This is a genomic window from Oceanimonas sp. MB9, assembly GCF_011319775.1.
In the GTDB taxonomy this organism is placed as follows: Bacteria; Pseudomonadota; Gammaproteobacteria; order Enterobacterales; family Aeromonadaceae; genus Oceanimonas; species Oceanimonas doudoroffii.
The window spans coordinates 21,615-36,226 of sequence record NZ_VFBE01000006.1; the positions used below are offsets into that span (position 1 = coordinate 21,615).

General features: G+C 61.7%; 13 protein-coding genes. 10 read left to right on the forward strand and 3 right to left on the reverse strand.

Annotation, left to right across the window (positions count from 1 at the left end; translation table 11 throughout):
* Nucleotides 1-2 precede the first annotated feature (2 nt).
* Genes lepB through pdxJ form a run of 5 tightly spaced genes read left to right on the forward strand, consistent with a single transcriptional unit; the run spans nucleotide 3 to nucleotide 3,927 of the window.
* Nucleotides 3-917, forward strand: coding sequence for a signal peptidase I (gene lepB / locus OJHNALOF_RS09845; protein ID WP_165661933.1), 915 nt, complete (start codon nucleotides 3-5; stop codon nucleotides 915-917).
* Nucleotides 917-1,585 carry a ribonuclease III gene (rnc, locus tag OJHNALOF_RS09850; protein WP_165661934.1) on the forward strand — a complete coding sequence of 223 codons (669 nt, stop codon included), beginning with the start codon at nucleotides 917-919 and terminating at the stop codon, nucleotides 1,583-1,585. Before lepB ends, rnc begins: the two co-directional genes overlap by 1 nt.
* A complete protein-coding gene (gene era / locus OJHNALOF_RS09855) occupies nucleotides 1,582-2,487 on the forward strand; it encodes a GTPase Era (protein WP_094201361.1) in 906 nt (301 codons plus the stop codon). The genes rnc and era overlap by 4 nt, the downstream gene beginning before the upstream one ends.
* Nucleotides 2,488-2,489: 2 nt before the next feature.
* Nucleotides 2,490-3,197, forward strand: a complete 708-nt coding sequence (recO, locus tag OJHNALOF_RS09860) for a DNA repair protein RecO (protein WP_094201360.1) — start codon at nucleotides 2,490-2,492, stop codon at nucleotides 3,195-3,197.
* Nucleotides 3,190-3,927, forward strand: a complete 738-nt coding sequence (pdxJ, locus tag OJHNALOF_RS09865) for a pyridoxine 5'-phosphate synthase (RefSeq protein ID WP_094201359.1) — start codon at nucleotides 3,190-3,192, stop codon at nucleotides 3,925-3,927. Before recO ends, pdxJ begins: the two co-directional genes overlap by 8 nt.
* Nucleotides 3,928-3,978: 51 nt before the next feature.
* On the opposite strand, the gene barA is transcribed toward pdxJ, so the two are convergent.
* Nucleotides 3,979-6,675 carry a two-component sensor histidine kinase BarA gene (gene barA / locus OJHNALOF_RS09870; RefSeq protein ID WP_165661935.1) on the reverse strand — a complete coding sequence of 899 codons (2,697 nt, stop codon included), beginning with the start codon at nucleotides 6,673-6,675 and terminating at the stop codon, nucleotides 3,979-3,981.
* Between the two features lie 80 nt (nucleotides 6,676-6,755).
* On the opposite strand from barA, the gene rlmD reads away from it, so the two are divergent.
* From rlmD to OJHNALOF_RS09895, 5 genes are all read left to right on the forward strand, one after another.
* Nucleotides 6,756-8,069 carry a 23S rRNA (uracil(1939)-C(5))-methyltransferase RlmD gene (gene rlmD / locus OJHNALOF_RS09875; protein WP_165661936.1) on the forward strand — a complete coding sequence of 438 codons (1,314 nt, stop codon included), beginning with the start codon at nucleotides 6,756-6,758 and terminating at the stop codon, nucleotides 8,067-8,069.
* 9 nt (nucleotides 8,070-8,078) lie between these two features.
* Nucleotides 8,079-10,292, forward strand: a complete 2,214-nt coding sequence (relA, locus tag OJHNALOF_RS09880; protein WP_165661937.1) for a GTP diphosphokinase — start codon at nucleotides 8,079-8,081, stop codon at nucleotides 10,290-10,292.
* A gap of 49 nt (nucleotides 10,293-10,341) precedes the next feature.
* Nucleotides 10,342-11,145 (forward strand): nucleoside triphosphate pyrophosphohydrolase, encoded by an 804-nt coding sequence (gene mazG, locus OJHNALOF_RS09885; protein ID WP_094201355.1) that lies wholly within the window; start codon nucleotides 10,342-10,344, stop codon nucleotides 11,143-11,145.
* 54 nt (nucleotides 11,146-11,199) lie between these two features.
* Nucleotides 11,200-11,850, forward strand: coding sequence for a tetratricopeptide repeat protein (locus OJHNALOF_RS09890; RefSeq protein WP_094201354.1), 651 nt, complete (start codon nucleotides 11,200-11,202; stop codon nucleotides 11,848-11,850).
* Nucleotides 11,851-11,934: 84 nt separating this feature from the next.
* On the forward strand, nucleotides 11,935-12,396 hold the full coding sequence (locus tag OJHNALOF_RS09895) for an Rrf2 family transcriptional regulator (RefSeq protein WP_094201353.1): 462 nt from the start codon (nucleotides 11,935-11,937) through the stop codon (nucleotides 12,394-12,396).
* 9 nt (nucleotides 12,397-12,405) lie between these two features.
* Here OJHNALOF_RS09895 and OJHNALOF_RS09900 read toward each other — a convergent pair whose 3' ends face one another.
* Both OJHNALOF_RS09900 and OJHNALOF_RS09905 read right to left on the reverse strand, forming a co-directional pair.
* The gene (locus OJHNALOF_RS09900; protein ID WP_094201352.1) at nucleotides 12,406-13,674 is read right to left on the reverse strand and encodes an HlyC/CorC family transporter; all 1,269 of its coding nucleotides are present in this window, start codon (nucleotides 13,672-13,674) and stop codon (nucleotides 12,406-12,408) included.
* A gap of 56 nt (nucleotides 13,675-13,730) precedes the next feature.
* Nucleotides 13,731-14,522 carry an inner membrane protein YpjD gene (locus OJHNALOF_RS09905; protein ID WP_206063657.1) on the reverse strand — a complete coding sequence of 264 codons (792 nt, stop codon included), beginning with the start codon at nucleotides 14,520-14,522 and terminating at the stop codon, nucleotides 13,731-13,733.
* Between the last annotated feature and the right edge of the window lie 90 nt (nucleotides 14,523-14,612).

Sequence of the window (14,612 nt, forward strand, 5' to 3'; positions counted from 1 at the left end):
CCATGGCAAGTACCTTCGCGCTGATCCTGGTGCTGGTGACACTGGTCACCGGTATTATCTGGGCCTGTGACAAGTGGATCTGGGCGCCCCAACGGGGGCGCCGCCTGGCAGAGGCGCAAGCCAGCCACGGCAACAAGGTGGACGCGGCAGCGCTGGCAAAGGCCGCCGCCGTCCCGGGCTGGATTGAGCAGGCCAGGTCCATTTTTCCGGTGATCGCGGCGGTACTGGTGCTGCGTTCCTTTATCTATGAGCCGTTTCAGATCCCTTCCGGTTCCATGATGCCAACCCTGCTGGTGGGCGATTTTATTCTGGTGGAGAAGTTCTCCTACGGGCTGAAGGAGCCGGTGACCAACACCACCCTGATCCCCACCGGCCAGCCGGAGCGGGGTGATATCGCGGTGTTCAAATACCCGGAAAACCCGCGCATCGACTATATCAAGCGGGTGGTGGGCCTGCCTGGCGATCATATCGTCTACCGGGACAAGCAGCTCTACATTCGCCCCGCCTGCGAGGCCGGCGACTGTGGCGACTACGAGCCGGTGCCGCTCAAGTTCGAGCAAAGCGGTGAGTTCACCCAGATGGGCATTCCCCTGGCTCGCTTCAGCGAGGCCCTGACCGAGCGCGGTCATGACATTCTGCAAAATCCGCTGCTGCCGGATCGGATCTCCATGTACCACCGTCAGCCCGACACCGCCCTCAACGAGTGGGTGGTGCCCGAAGGGCACTACTTCGTGCTGGGAGACAACCGGGACAACAGCACCGACAGCCGCTTCTGGGGCTTTGTGCCCGAGGGCAACCTGGTGGGCAAGGCCGTTGCCATCTGGGTAAGTTTTGAGTTTGAACGCAACGCCGACAGTTGGCTGCCTTCCTGGGTGCCCAGCAATGTGCGTTTCAGCCGAATAGGCGCAATTCACTAATGAAAAAACTGAATAACCTGCAAAAAAAACTGGGTCATACCTTTAACGATGAGGCACTGCTGGTGCGGGCGCTGACCCACCGCAGCGCCGGCTCCCGCCACAACGAGCGGCTGGAGTTTCTTGGTGATTCCATTCTCAGCATGGTGATCGCCGACGCCCTGTTTCACCGTTTTCCCAAGGTCAACGAAGGCGACATGTCACGCATGCGCGCCACTCTGGTGCGGGAAAAAACCCTGGCCGAGCTGGCCCGGGACTTCGAGTTGGGCGAATACCTGATCCTGGGCCCCGGTGAGTTGAAAAGCGGCGGCTACCGTCGAGAGTCGATCCTGGCCGACGCGGTAGAGGCCCTGATCGGTGCCATTTATCTCGACAGCGGCATCGAGCGTATTACCCAGCTGCTGCTGAGCTGGTACGACGGCCGGCTCAACGATATTCAGCCCGGCGTGGAGCAGAAGGATCCCAAGACCCGGCTGCAGGAACTGCTGCAGGGCAAGCGCAAGCCGCTGCCCAGCTATGAAGTGGTCGACGTTATCGGCGAAGCCCACAATCAGAAATTTACCGTGCACTGCATCGTGGACGGCCTGGTCGAGCCGGTGGTGGGTGTGGGTACCAGCCGTCGCAAGGCGGAGCAGGCGGCGGCGGAGCAGGCACTGGATACCTTGTTATGACAGAACAACAGCAAACCTATTGCGGCTTTGTGGCCATTGTCGGCCGTCCCAACGTGGGCAAGTCCACCTTGCTTAACCGGCTGCTGGGGCAGAAGGTCAGCATTACCTCGAAAAAACCGCAGACCACCCGGCACCGCATCATGGGCATCGACACCGACGGCGACCATCAGGTGGTCTATGTCGACACGCCCGGCCTGCACATCGAGGAAAAGCGGGCCATCAACCGGCTGATGAACCGGGCCGCATCCAGCTCCCTGGGGGATGTGGAAATGGTGGTGTTCGTGGTCGACGGCACCCAGTGGACCAAGGACGACGACATGGTGCTGAACAAGCTGCGCCGCATGAACTGTCCCGTGGTGCTGGCGATCAACAAGATCGATAACGTGGAAAGCAAGGAAGCCCTGCTGCCGCACATGCAGTGGCTGGCGCAGCAAATGGACTTTGCCGATATCGTGCCGATCTCGGCGGAAAAGGGCACCAATGTAGACACCATCGCCAAGCTGGCGAAGTCGCGGCTCAAGCCCTCGCTGCACTATTTTCCGGAAGACTACATCACCGATCGCTCTTCCCGCTTTATGGCGGCGGAGATCATTCGCGAGAAACTGATGCGCTTTACCGGTGACGAGCTGCCCTATTCGATCACCGTGGAGATCGAGCGCTACCAGGTGGATGAAAAGGGTGTGGTGCACATCAACGGCCTGATCCTGGTGGAGCGCAGTGGCCAGAAGCGCATGGTGATCGGCAACAAGGGCGACAAACTGCGTACCATCGGCACCGAAGCTCGGCTGGATCTGGAACGGTTGCTGGAGCAAAAGGTCTATCTGGAGCTCTGGGTCAAGGTCAAGTCCGGCTGGGCCGATGACGAGCGCGCCCTGCGCAGCCTGGGCTACGGCGACGACTGAGCATGGCGCATGCCGCCTTTGTCATTCACAGCCGCCCCTATCGGGAAACCAGCCAGCTGGTGGAGGTATTCACTCGAGAGCAGGGGCGGCAGAGTCTGGTGGCCCGGGGCAGTCGCCAGCCCCGCTCACCCCTCAAGGGGCTGTTGCAGCCCTTTGTGCCCCTGCGACTGACCTTTGGTGGCAAGGGCGAACTGAAAACCCTGTATGGCGCCGAAGCCACCGCTCCGGCCCTGACCCTGACCGGTACCGCCCTCTACAGCGGCCTCTATCTCAACGAACTGATCTATTACCTGCTGGAAGCACAGACGCCCTTTGACGAGGTATTTGACGTTTACTTCGATACCCTGCGACAGCTGGGATCAGGCAGCGGGATTGAGCCAGTACTGCGGCGTTTCGAGTTTTACATGCTGAATGTACTCGGTTACGGAGTGGATTTTACTCAAGATGCCGATACCGGGGCAGCGGTGGTTCTTCAAGGCTGGTATGCTTACCTGCCCGAAGCCGGCTTTATGGCGCTGGATGGCCCCGAGCCCGGCGCCTTTCGCGGCGACTGGCTGCATGCCCTGGCCGAGCTCGAACTGAGCAGCCCCGAGGTTCTGGCGGCGGCCAAGCGCTTCAGCCGCCTGGCGCTGGCGCCCTATCTGGAAGGGCGGGTACTGAAAAGCCGGGCCCTGTTTATCAAAGGAAAGAGAGGAAGTCCCAGTGAGTGAACTGTATTTGGGTGTGAACATCGACCATATCGCCACCTTGCGCAACGCCCGCGGCACCAGCTATCCGGATCCGGTGCAGGCGGCGGCGGTGGCCGAGCAGGCGGGTGCCGACGGCATTACCGTGCATCTGCGCGAGGATCGCCGCCACATCACCGACAGGGACGTGGAGATCCTGGCGCACACCATTCAGACCAGAATGAATCTGGAGATGGCGGTCACCGACGAGATGATCGACATCGCCTGCCGCATCAAGCCGGCCTTTGTCTGCCTGGTGCCGGAAAAGCGGGAAGAAGTGACCACGGAAGGGGGCCTGGATGTGGCCGGCCAGCTCGACAAAGTGACCGATGCCGTCACCCGGCTGCGTGAGGCGGGCATCAAGGTGTCGCTGTTTATCGACGCCGACAAGGCCCAGATCGACGCGGCGGTGGCCACGGGCGCACCCTATATCGAAATTCACACCGGCCACTACGCCGATGCCCCCGACGAGGCCGAGCGCCTGGCCGAGCTCAAGCGTATTGCCGCATCGGCTTCCCATGCCCATGATCAGGGGCTCAAGGTCAACGGCGGTCACGGCCTGCACTACCACAACGTCAAGCCCATTGCCGCCATTCCCGAGATGCTGGAGCTGAACATCGGCCATGCCATCATCGCCCGGGCCGCCTTTGACGGCCTGGAAAAGGCGGTGCGCGATATGAAACGGCTGCTGCGTGAAGCCCGTCAGGGCGTCTGACCGTTCGTGAGGAGTGAGGGGACAGGAGTGTGTCTCCTCACCCCGCACCCCTCACAAAAAAGCTTTCGCTTCTTCCCTTACCTGTTCCATTCGCTCTTCCAGCTCCAGCAGCTCCGGCTCCAGGGCGTCCAGCGGCTGCTTGTCGAGCAGGGCCTGTTCCAGGCCGGCCAGCAATGACTGCAGCTGGGGCACGCCGCAGTAGACGGCGCCGCCGTGCAGTTTGTGCAACGAGGGATACAGCCCCTCGCCATTCAGCTTGCCGGTGAGGGCCGACTGCAGCATGGGGGTGAACTCGTCGAGGCTCTGCACCAGCAGGCCGAGCATTTCCCGGGCCAGTTCTTCCTTGCCCCCGGCCCGCTGCAACGCCTGCGGCCAGTCGATCTGGCCGGGGGCCGGGGGACGGCTGGCAAAGCGCTGAATAATGCGTGCCAGCACCGCCTCGTCGATGGGCTTGGCCAGGTAATCGTCCATGCCCTGGCCCAGCAACCGATCCCGCTCGCCGTCGATGGCATGGGCGGTGACGGCCACTATGGGGGTGGTGGCGTTGGGCCCCCCCTGGGCGCGAATGCCGCGGGTGGCCTGAATGCCGTCCATCACCGGCATCTGAATGTCCATAAAGATGATGTCGTAGGGCTGGGAGGTCGCGGTATCGAGCGCCTCCTGGCCATTGCGACAGGTATCCACCCGGTTGACCAGCTCGCCCAGCATGGCGCTGATCAGCTTGAGGTTGGCCGGATTGTCATCCACCGCCAGTACCCTGAGCGGCTGACGGCGGGCGGGAGGGGGCAGGGCAATGGGCACCTGTGGCTGTTCGTCGCGTCCCTGTGGATCGCTCAGCGCCAGGGCCAGTTTCTGATAGTGGGCCGGCTTGCTCAGGCAATAGGCGGCACCGGCGGCCAGCAGGGAGTCGCTCAGGGTGGGATCGGTGGAGCTCAGCAGGATCACCGTCTTGTTGTCAAAGGCCAGCTGGCGTTTGAGTTCCTGCTCCATCTGACTGGGCAGGGCGTCGGGGCCAAAACCGAGCAGGGCGATGTCTACCTGGCTGTGGGGAGAGGGCTCGTAAAGCACCTGTACGCCCCATTCCCGCAGCAGGGCGCTGGTGGCCCGGCGGCTGAAGCTGTCTTCCTCCAAATAGAGCACCGTCTTGTCGGCCAGCTCCGCCAGGGGCAGGGGCTCGGCCAGGGGCAGGGCGGCCTTGTCCAGCTCCAGGGTAAAGCTGAACACCGATCCCGAGCCCGGCTCGGAATAAAGTTCGATATCGCCCGCCATTTGATGCACCAGCTTCTGGGTGATCACCAGGCCCAGGCCGGTGCCGCCGTAGCGCCGGGAAATGCTGGAGTCGGCCTGATTAAAGGCCTGGAACAGCTGACGGCGCTGGCTTTCGGAAATACCGATGCCGGTGTCCTGCACATGAACGCACAGCCCGGAGCGCTCCGGCTGGCCGGCGGGGCGGGCATCCACCCGCACATCCACGTTGCCCTGCTCGGTAAACTTGATGGCATTGCCCACCAGGTTGTTGAGCACCTGCTGCAGTCGCAGCGGATCCCCCACCAGGCTGTCATGCACGGCGGCGTCCACCCGCAGCGACAGCTCCAGGCCCTTGTCGTGGGCACTGGGGGCGAGCAGGGTCATCACCTCCTGCAGGGTGTCGCGCAGGGAGAAGGGGATCTGCTCCATCTTCAGTTTGCCTGCCTCCAGCTTGGAGAAGTCGAGAATGTCGTTGATGATGCCGAGCAGGTTGCGCGCCGACTTTTCAATGGTTTTAAGGTAGTCGAGCTGGCTGCTGGTGAGTTTGGTTTTCTGCAGCTGGCGGGCAAAGCCGATAACGCCGTTGAGCGGCGTGCGCAGCTCATGGGACATGTTGGCCAAAAACTCGGTTTTGACCCGAGCCGCCTCCTGGGCACGTTTCTTGGCCATGTCCAGCTCGATGTTCTGAATCTCGATCTGCTCCAGGGTTTCCCGCAGATCCGAGGTGGCCTGGTCGATGTTCTGCTGCATCTCGTCGTGGTATTCCGACAGCGACTTGGCCATGGCATTGATGCCGTTCTTGAGCATTTCCAGCTCGCCGGTGAACTCGCCGCTGACGCGAGTATCGAGCCGGCCTTCCCGAATCTTGTAGACGGCGCTCACCATGTCGGTGATGGGCTGGGACACCCCCTTGATCAGGCGTACCCCGAACAGGGCGCTGAGGCAGACGCCGAGCAACACGATAAGGCCGGCAAAGAAGGTATCGCGATAGTGCAGCAGCATGGCCGAGTCGTCGGTAAGCTGCATGGCGACATAGCCGATGGGGCGGGCCGAGGATTCTTCCCACGGGGCATCGGCCTGGGGCGCATCGGTGATCACCGGGGTGCGTAGCACGATGCCGTCGTCCCCGGTCTCGACCCGAGTGAGCAGGGGAATGGGGCTGTCTTTGGCCAGCCGCAGCCGGTCGAGGTTGCGGTGATAGTTGGAGGTCACCAGCAGCCGGCCTTCGTCGTCAAACAGGGCGATGGCGCTGACCAGGGGGCTGTTGTTACGGTGAATGCTGCTGAGCAGGCGGTTAAGGGCTTCCCGGTTGCGGCTGGAAAGGGCCAGCTCGCTGGCCAGGGCCAGGGGTTCGATGACGTTGACCCCTTCCTGAATCAGGGCGTCTTCCAGCTGCTGGTAGCGATTTACGGAAAAATAGCTCGCCAGCAGAATGCCGATAACCAGGGTCGGAATGATGGTAAAGGCCAGTACCCGGGCTCGCAGGCCGTATTTGGTCATAGTAGGCTTATGTGGGACAATGCGCATTCGGTAAACAGTAGACTTATGATGACATAGCCGGTTCGAGGGCTCCACGTTTTATGGTTCAGTTCTTCAAGGTTAAAAAGCCCGCGACGCCGGCGAAAGTGCCGCTGGATGTGCAGATTCTGGAACTCAACGGCCACGGCATGGGCGTGGCCCGCCACGGCGGCAAGCCATTGTTTGTGGCCGGTGTCCTGGCCGGCGAACAGGTGCGGGTCAGGCTCACCGCCCAGAACAGCCGCTACGCCACCGCCACCCTGCTCAAGGTCCTCAAGGCCTCACCCGATCGGGTCAAGCCCTTTTGCTCCCATGTTTTCGACTGCGGCGGCTGCAACCTGCAGCATGCGCCCCTTGCCCTGCAGCGGGAACTGAAACAACGGGCGGTGCAGCAGCTGTTTGGCCGCCACGGTGTGGTCGACCTGCCCGAGCCGGAGTGGCTGCAGGGCGCCGGTGAAGGCTACCGCCGGGTGGCGCGGCTGGCCATTCGCCGCGACGGCAAGGGCGTGGCCCTGGGCTTTCGTCGCTCCCAGTCTCACGAATTGGTAGAGGTGTCCCGCTGCGGCGTGCTCAAACCGGCGCTGTCGGCCCTGGTGGAGCCGCTGCGGCAGCTGCTGAACCGGCTGCAGGGCCAGCGTCTGCTCGGGCACTTGGAGTTGTACGATGCCGAAGAAGGAGTGGCCCTGCTGCTGCGCCACAAGGACAGCCTGTCGGCAACGGATCTGGATGCGCTGCTGGCCTTTGCCCAGCAGCAAAACCTGGCGCTGTTTTTGCAGGATGATACCAAGCGACGCCCTTTACATGTTCCATTTTCGCTTTATTATCAGGTAGATAATGTAAGGGTGTCGTTTACGCCTGGGGACTTTATTCAGGTCAACGGTGCCCTTAATGAGGGCATGGTGCACCAGGCCATTGACTGGCTGGCCCCGAATCCTGGCCAGCCGGTGCTGGATCTGTTCTGTGGCGTGGGCAATTTCAGCCTGCCCCTGGCCGCCGTCGGCCATCCTGTGGTGGGCGTGGAAGGGGTCATGGAAATGGTGGAGCAGGCCAGGGGTAATGCCGAAGACAACCGGCTGACAGCGGCCCGCTTCTACCGGGCCGATCTGGCCGCCGACTTTACCGGCGAGCCCTGGGCGGCGGAAGGCTTTGACCGCGTGTTGATCGATCCGGGCCGGGCTGGTGCCGAACGGGTCATGCCCTACCTGGCAAAACTCGCACCACAGCGGCTGTTGTATGTCTCGTGCAATCCGGCCACCCTGGCCCGGGACAGTGAAGTGCTGCTGGCCGCCGGCTATCGCATCACGCGGCTGGGGTTGATCGACATGTTCCCCCACACCGCACACTGTGAGGCGATGGCCTTGTTTGAACTCAGTTAAGGGACATTTATGGTTGCCGTGCGCGATACCCATCTCAAGTCGACCTTTTGCCTGCAGGAGTGGGCCGAGGGACTGCCGCTGGACGCCAATGAGCGGACGCGGCTGAAAGCGGTTTATGAATACTGCCAGCGACTGGAGCTGTGTGAGCAGGCCTGTACCCGGTTGCTGGCCCAGGGAGTAGAAATGGTCGGCATTCTGCTGACCCTGAGCATGGACACCGACACCCTAAAATCCGCACTGCTCTATCCCTTTCATGAATACGGCGCGCTCGGCGGCGAACGGGTGCGGGAAGACTTTGGCGATGACATTGCGCGGCTGCTGCAGGGGGTGGCCGACATGGAAGCCATTCGCTCCCTGCAGCACCTGCACGGCGACAAGGACAACGAAGCCCAAGTCGACAAGGTACGGCGCATGCTGCTGGCCATGGTGGAAGACGTGCGTGCCGTGGTGATCAAGCTGGCCGAGCGCATCACCTGCCTGCGTGAGGTCAAGGGCGCCGACGAGGAAACCCGCGTGCTGGTAGCCAAGGAAATCGCCAACATCTACGCGCCCCTGGCCAACCGGCTGGGCATCGGCCAGCTCAAATGGGAGCTGGAAGACCTGTCGTTCCGTTATCTGCACCCGGACACCTACAAGCGCATTGCCCGGCTGCTGGACGAAAAACGGCTGGCGCGGGAAGCCTATATCAGCGACTTTGTTGCCAGCCTGCGCCATGCCCTGCATGAGGCCGGGGTCGAGGCCGAGGTCTATGGCCGGCCCAAGCACATCTACAGCATCTGGCGCAAAATGCAGAAGAAGAACCTCGACTTCGACGAGCTGTTCGACGTGCGCGCGGTGCGGGTGGTGACCCACCGGCTGCAGGACTGCTATGCGGCCTTGGGCATAGTGCACACCCAGTGGCGCCACATTCCGCGGGAGTTCGACGACTATGTCGCCAATCCCAAACCCAACGGCTACCAGTCCATTCATACCGTGGTGCTGGGGCCGGAAGGCAAAACCGTGGAAATTCAGATCCGCACCGAGCAGATGCACCAGGATGCCGAGCTGGGCGTGGCGGCCCACTGGAAATACAAGGAAGGCGCCGCCGGCGGCAAGCAGGGCGGCTACGAGGAAAAGATCGCCTGGCTCAGAAAACTGCTGGCCTGGCAGGAAGACATGGCCGAAAGCGGCTCCCTGGTGGACGAACTGCGCAGCCAGGTGTTTGAAGACAGGGTCTATGTGTTCACTCCCAGGGGGGACGTGGTCGACATGCCCGCCGGTGCCACCCCCCTCGACTTTGCCTACTATGTGCACAGCCAGGTCGGGCATCGTTGCATCGGTGCCAAGGTCGACGGCCGCATCGTGCCTTTTACCTACCAGCTGCAGACCGGCGATCAGGTCGAAATCATTACCCAGAAGCAACCCAACCCCAGCCGTGACTGGATGAACCCCAGCCAGGGTTTTCTGCGCACCAGCCGGGCCCGCTCCAAGGTGGCGACCTGGTTCAAGAAGCAGGACAGGGACAAGAACATTCATGCCGGTCGCGAGCTGCTCGACAAGGAGCTGGAACGGCTGGGGCTGACCTTCTCCCAGGTCGACAAAAAGGCGCTGGAGCGCTTCAACGTCACCAGCCTGGACGATCTGCTGGCGGGCCTGGGGGGCGGCGACCTGCGCATCAACCAGTTGCTCAACCACCTGCAAAGCCAGCACAACAAGCCCACCAGCGCCGAGCAGGACGAGCAGGTGCTGCGGGAGCTGGAACAAAAGGCGGCGAAAAAGCCCCAGGACAACAAGCCTCGGGGCCACATTGTGGTGCAGGGGGTGGGCAACCTGCTCACCAATACCGCCCGTTGTTGCCAGCCCATTCCCGGGGACGAGATCATCGGCTTTATTACCCAGGGGCGGGGCATTTCGATACACAGGGCCGACTGCGACCAGCTCAAGGAGCTGGCCGCCCAGCACCCGGAGCGCATGGTGGAAGCGGTGTGGGGCGAAGACAACGGCGGTGGTTACCAGCTGACCATGCGGGTGGTGGCCAATGATCGTTCCGGCCTGCTGCGCGACATCACCACCATACTGGCCAATGAAAAAATCAATGTGATGGGAGTCAACAGTCGCTCCAACCGCCGGCAGCAGACCGCCACCATCGACATGGAGCTGGAAGTCTACAATATCGATACCCTGAGCCGTACCCTGGCCCGAATCAGCCAGTTGCCGGATATTCTGGAAGCCCGGCGACTGTAGGGGCCGGCTTCACCCAGCCGGCACCGGCGCACATTTTTAAGGGAAACGCATGGAACAACATCAATATTCGCTGGCCGATCTGCTGACCATAATGGCGGCGCTCAGGGATCCGGAAAGTGGCTGCCCCTGGGATCTGAAGCAAGACTTCGCCAGCATAGTGCCGCACACCCTGGAAGAAGCCTATGAGGTGGCCGACACCATTGCCCGCCAGGCCTGGGAGGAGCTGCCCGGCGAGCTCGGTGACCTGCTGTTTCAGGTGGTGTTTTACGCCCGTCTGGGGGAAGAGCAGGCCCGCTTCAATTTTGCCGATGTGGTGCAGGCGGTCAGCGAGAAGCTGGTCAGCCGCCATCCCCATGTGTTTGGTCAGGCCCGTTTTGACGACGAGGCCGCCATCAAGGCCAACTGGGAGGCCACCAAGGCCGCAGAGCGCAAGGAGCGAGATGCCTCGGCCACCAGTGCCCTCGACGATATTCCCCTGGCGCTGCCGGCGCTAACCCGGGCCCACAAAATGCAAAAGCGCTGCGCCGCTGTGGGCTTTGACTGGCGCGAGCTGCCACCGGTGGTAGACAAGATTCGGGAAGAGCTGGACGAGGTGATGGAGGAAGTGAACCGGCCCGAGCACGATGCGGATCGCATCGCCGACGAGCTGGGGGATCTGCTGTTTGCCACCGTCAACCTGGTACGCCACCTCAAGCAGGAGCCTGAAAGTGTGTTGCGCCGTGCCAACGACAAGTTCGAGCGCCGCTTTCGTGGCGTGGAGCAGCTGCTTGCCGCCGATGGCAGGAGCAGCCGAGATTGCTCCCTGGAGGAGCTGGACGGCTACTGGAACCGGGTTAAGCGCGGCGAGGCCTGATTCCGCTCAATCTTTGGCACTGCCGGCCGATAACCGCCAGAGAGAGGAGGTGCCATGAAATATTTGCCCCTGTTGCTGTTGTGTGGCTGCCTGTCGGTCACCGCCGAGGAAGCCGTACCCGCGGCCGCTGCCACCGAGCTGCACGCGCTTCAGGCCGTGCCCCTGTACGAGGAAAGCGAGCTGATCACCCTGATCAACCACAATCGCCATCTGCAACGGGTGCGGGATCAGGACGACTGCCAGCTGGTACAGGACATTGAGGCCAGGGCCGAGGTGTTACGGCTGCCGTCCTACCAGTTTCTGTGGGGCGACATGCTGGCCTGGGGTGTGTGTGTGCCCTCGGAGCCGCGCCGGGGCATCGACATGATGTGGGCGGCGGCTCGTCAGGGCCTGCCGGCGGCGTTGGAGCAACTGGGCCGTTACTATTATGAAGGCACCCTGGTACAACAAAACCGGGGACGGGCAGCGCCCCTGATGCAGGAAGCCGCCAGCCTGGGCTTTGAAAAGGCCCAGTTCATCTGGGCTGCCTGGCTGCTGGAGGGGGCCGGCAGCCCGCTAGATTATCCTCAGGCCTACCTCTGGCTGAAACAAATCGTGACCGACGATCAGGGCAAATACCGTCGGGCCGAGCAACTGAGTGCGGGGCTCGCCAAACGCATGCCGCCGGCCCGAGTGCGGGAGCTGGAGGCCCAGTTGCTGTACTGAGCCGGGCGTCATGACATTTAATGTCAGCCGGTCCATGAATGTGTATCATGTATATATATTCGCCCCCTGAATTCGGACTCGACCATGAAGCTGACCACCTATACCGACTTTGGCCTGCGGGCCCTGATGTACCTGGCTACCCTGCCAAGGGGAGAACTTACCAGCGTGGCCAGGGTATCGGCGCTCTATGATGTGTCCCGCAACCATATGGTCAAGGTGATCAATCAGCTGGCCCGGGAAGGGTATGTGGAGGCGTTGCGGGGCAAAAACGGCGGCATTCGGCTGGCGCGCGCGCCCAGGGACATCAATGCGGGCAAGGTCATTCGGCTGCTGGAGCACAATCTCAGGGGCATTGACTGTGGCAGTCCGGCCTGCCCGCTGGTGCCGGCCTGCCGGCTGCGCGATGCCCTGGCCGAGGCCATGGAAGCCTTTTTGCAGGTGATGGAAGGCTATACCCTGGCGGATCTGGTCGATAACCGCAAGGAGCTGATGGTGATCTTCAGTACACTGGAAGCGGACCGCCGGCCCGGTGAGCCGGCCGCCTGAGCCGCAGGCTCAGGGCTGGTAGTAACTCGGTTGTACCCGTACCTGCTTGATCACGTTATTTTCTACTTCCAGAATTTCAATCGGATAGCCCGCCACCCGCAGGCCGATATTGGCCTCGGGAATGTCTTCCAGGTATTCCAGTATCAGGCCGTTAAGGGAACGGGGGCCGTCGGTGGGGAGATTCCAGTTCAGCTCCTTGTTCAGATCCCGAATGCTGGCCGAGCCTTCAATCAGGTAGGAGCCATCGTCCTGGGGCTTGATCTCGTCGCTCAGGGTAGGGCTGATGGTGGTGGTGAAGTCACCCACAATCTCTTCCAGAATGTCATCCAGGGTGATTAGGCCCTGAATATCGCCGTATTCGTCGACGATAAGACCGATGCGTTCCTTGTTGCGCTGAAACTTGAGCAGCTGTACGTTCAGGGGGGTGGCCTCGGGAATGAAATACACCTCCCGCGCCGCCCGCATCAGGCTGGGCTTACTCAGCTCTTCCCGGCCCAGCAGGCGCAGGGCGTCCCGGGCGTGAATAAAGCCCAGGGCGTCGTCGATGTTGTCCCGGTACAGCAGCACCTTGGTATGCGGGCTCTGCAACAGGCGGCGGTTGATGCTCTTCCAGTCCTGGGTGATGTCGATGCCGTAGATTTCGTTGCGCGGCACCATGATGTCGTCCACCGTCACCTTTTCCAGGTCCAGGATCGACACCAGCATGTCCTGGTGGCGCCTGGGGATCAGGGCGCCGGCCTCGTTGACGATGGTGCGCAATTCTTCCGAGCTGATGGCGGTGTCTTCCCCGCCCTGAGGATTGATACGGAACAACGCCAGCAGGCCGTTGGAAATGGCGTTGATGGCCCACACCGCCGGATAGAGCAGCACCATCAGCGGCCGCAGAATAATGGAGGCGGGAAAGGCAACCTTTTCCGGATAGAGCGCAGCCAGGGTCTTGGGGGTGACTTCCGAAAAGATCAGCACCGCCAGGGTCAGGCCTATGGTGGCCACGGCCACGCCATAGTCACCAAACAGCCGAATGGCCAGCAGGGTGGCGATGGCCGAGGCCAGAATGTTGACCAGGTTGTTGCCGATAAGGATAAGGCCAATCAGGCGATCCGGGCGCGACAGCAGCCGCTCCACCCGGGTGGCGGCCTTGTGACGGCTTTGTACCAGGTGCCGCAACCGGTAACGGTTGAGCGACATCATGCCGGTTTCGGAGCTGGAGAAAAAGGCGGAAACAAACAGCAATGCAATCAGGATGCCGGTAAGCGCACCCGTCGATATGTCGTCCAAACAGACCGTCCTGTGTAAAAAACCTGATCAATTTCTACGAGTTTGCCGAAAGCCTGTCAAGAACCGAGCAGGACTTCCCGCACGAAGCGACTGCCGAAATAGGCCAGGGTCAGCAGCAGGCTGCCGGCCACACTGGTCCAGATCACCTTGCGGCCACGCCAGCCCAGACGGTGGTGGCCCCACAGCAGCCCCACGTACACACACCAGGCAATAATGGTGAGTACCGCCTTGTGTACCTTACCCGGACCAAACATTTCCTGCAGAAAGAACAGGCCGCTGGAGATGGACAGGGTCAGCAATACCACGCCGGCAAAGATCAGCCGGAACAGGTGGCGTTCCAGGGTCATCAGCGGCGGCATGGCGGGCAGGTTGGTGAGCTTGTGTTTTTTCAGTCGGTGATCGAGAAAGCCGAGCAAAATGGCCAGCAGGCAGGCGATCACCAGCAGCGAGTAGGACATCAACCCCAGGCCGATATGCACCACCACTTCCGGACGGGTTTCCAGATACATGCTGTAATGACCCGGCAGCAGGGTATCGGCCACCAGCAACAGAAAGGCAAAGCCGTAGACCACCGGCATCAGCAGCCAGACGTTGAAGCGGGTCACCAGTAGCGACATCAGGCCGGCAATGATCAGGCTGACCAGTGAGGCCACATTCAGCATGCTCAGGTTCTGGCCCGGCACCAGAATGACGGTATCGACCAGCCAGGTGCCGTGCAACAACAGGGCGAACACCGCGGCCAGCAGGCCATAACGGCGGCCATGATTGTGCGGGTTAAACAGGTTGTGCACACAGGCAAAGGCCGCCAACAGGTAAAATGCCATCGCCAGAACAGCAAGCAATTCCATAATGAATGTCAGCCATTTATCGGAAATATAAAAGGAAAGGGCAGTATACCCTCAAGGACTCGCCCATCGCTAGCGGGGTTCGCTTAAGTT

Bases quoted from the DNA above. Each gene is read 5' to 3' on its own strand.
- relA (WP_165661937.1), top strand. From the start codon at position 8,079: ATGGTTGCCGTGCGCGATACCCATCTCAAGTCGACCTTTTGCCTGCAG.
- mazG (WP_094201355.1), top strand. From the start codon at position 10,342: ATGGAACAACATCAATATTCGCTGGCCGATCTGCTGACCATAATGGCG.
- recO (WP_094201360.1), top strand. From the start codon at position 2,490: ATGGCGCATGCCGCCTTTGTCATTCACAGCCGCCCCTATCGGGAAACC.
- rnc (WP_165661934.1), top strand. From the start codon at position 917: ATGAAAAAACTGAATAACCTGCAAAAAAAACTGGGTCATACCTTTAAC.
- OJHNALOF_RS09895 (WP_094201353.1), top strand. From the start codon at position 11,935: ATGAAGCTGACCACCTATACCGACTTTGGCCTGCGGGCCCTGATGTAC.
- era (WP_094201361.1), top strand. From the start codon at position 1,582: ATGACAGAACAACAGCAAACCTATTGCGGCTTTGTGGCCATTGTCGGC.
- rlmD (WP_165661936.1), top strand. From the start codon at position 6,756: ATGGTTCAGTTCTTCAAGGTTAAAAAGCCCGCGACGCCGGCGAAAGTG.
- lepB (WP_165661933.1), top strand. From the start codon at position 3: ATGGCAAGTACCTTCGCGCTGATCCTGGTGCTGGTGACACTGGTCACC.
- OJHNALOF_RS09905 (WP_206063657.1), bottom strand. From the start codon at position 14,522: ATGGAATTGCTTGCTGTTCTGGCGATGGCATTTTACCTGTTGGCGGCC.
- barA (WP_165661935.1), bottom strand. From the start codon at position 6,675: ATGACCAAATACGGCCTGCGAGCCCGGGTACTGGCCTTTACCATCATT.
- OJHNALOF_RS09890 (WP_094201354.1), top strand. From the start codon at position 11,200: ATGAAATATTTGCCCCTGTTGCTGTTGTGTGGCTGCCTGTCGGTCACC.